The 980-nt window shown below is 56.3% G+C and carries 1 rRNA gene; it reads left to right on the top strand.

Annotated features, from left to right (window positions below):
• Positions 1–980, top strand: a 23S ribosomal RNA gene (locus tag MHY23_RS11825); the annotation flags it as partial.

Below are 980 nucleotides of genomic sequence, written 5' to 3'. Positions count from 1 at the left end.
AGTGGCATGTCCTGGACCCGAAGCGGGGTGATCTACCCATGGCCAGTGTGAAGCAGCTGTAAGAGGTTGTGGAGGCGCGAACCCACTTAGGTTGAAAACTGAGGGGATGAGCTGTGGGTAGGGGTGAAAGGCCAATCAAACTCCGTGATAGCTGGTTCTCCCCGAAATGCATTTAGGTGCAGCGTGATGTGAGCTTGCCGGAGGTAGAGCTACTGGTTGGTTGAGCGGGACTATCATCTTAGCGACGTCAGCCAAACTCCGAATACCGGTTTCAAGTGGTGCATTGCAGTGAGACTGTGGGGGATAAGCTTCATAGTCGAGAGGGAAACAGCCCAGATCGCCGGTTAAGGCCCCTAAGGGTGTGCTAAGTGGAAAAGGATGTGGGATCGCGAAGACAGCCAGGAGGTTGGCTTAGAAGCAGCCATCCTTGAAAGAGTGCGTAATAGCTCACTGGTCGAGTGGTTCCGCGCCGACAATGTAGTGGGGCTCAAGCACACCGCCGAAGCCGCGGCAAACATTTTTGTTTGGGTAGGGGAGCGTCGTGTGTGGGGTGAAGCCGTACCGGAAGGAGCGGTGGACTGCATGCGAGTGAGAATGCAGGCATGAGTAACGAATGGCAAGTGAGAATCTTGCCCGCCGGATGACTAAGGGTTCCTGGGTCAAGTTCGTCTTCCCAGGGTGAGTCGGGTCCTAAGGCGAGGCCGACAGGCGTAGTCGATGGTCAACGGGTTGATATTCCCGTACCCGTATATGCGCGCCCAGTATCGAAGCGGTGATACTAACCACCCTGACCCGCCGACCGTTGCCATCCTTCGGGATGGTTGGTTGGTGGTGATGCGTGGGGCCTGATCCGTTGTAGGTCAGTGATGGGGTGACGCAGTGAGGTAGCCGAGCCGCTGATTGGATTGCGGTGCAAGCGTGTGGCACGACACCACGGTAAATCCTGGTGTTTTTTGTGTGAGGCGTGATGCGTAGCCCAT

This window comes from Corynebacterium sp. ACRQP (assembly GCF_022345915.1).
GTDB classification, from domain to species: Bacteria; Actinomycetota; Actinomycetes; order Mycobacteriales; family Mycobacteriaceae; genus Corynebacterium; species Corynebacterium lehmanniae.
This window is presented reverse-complemented; position numbering and strand designations above follow the sequence as displayed.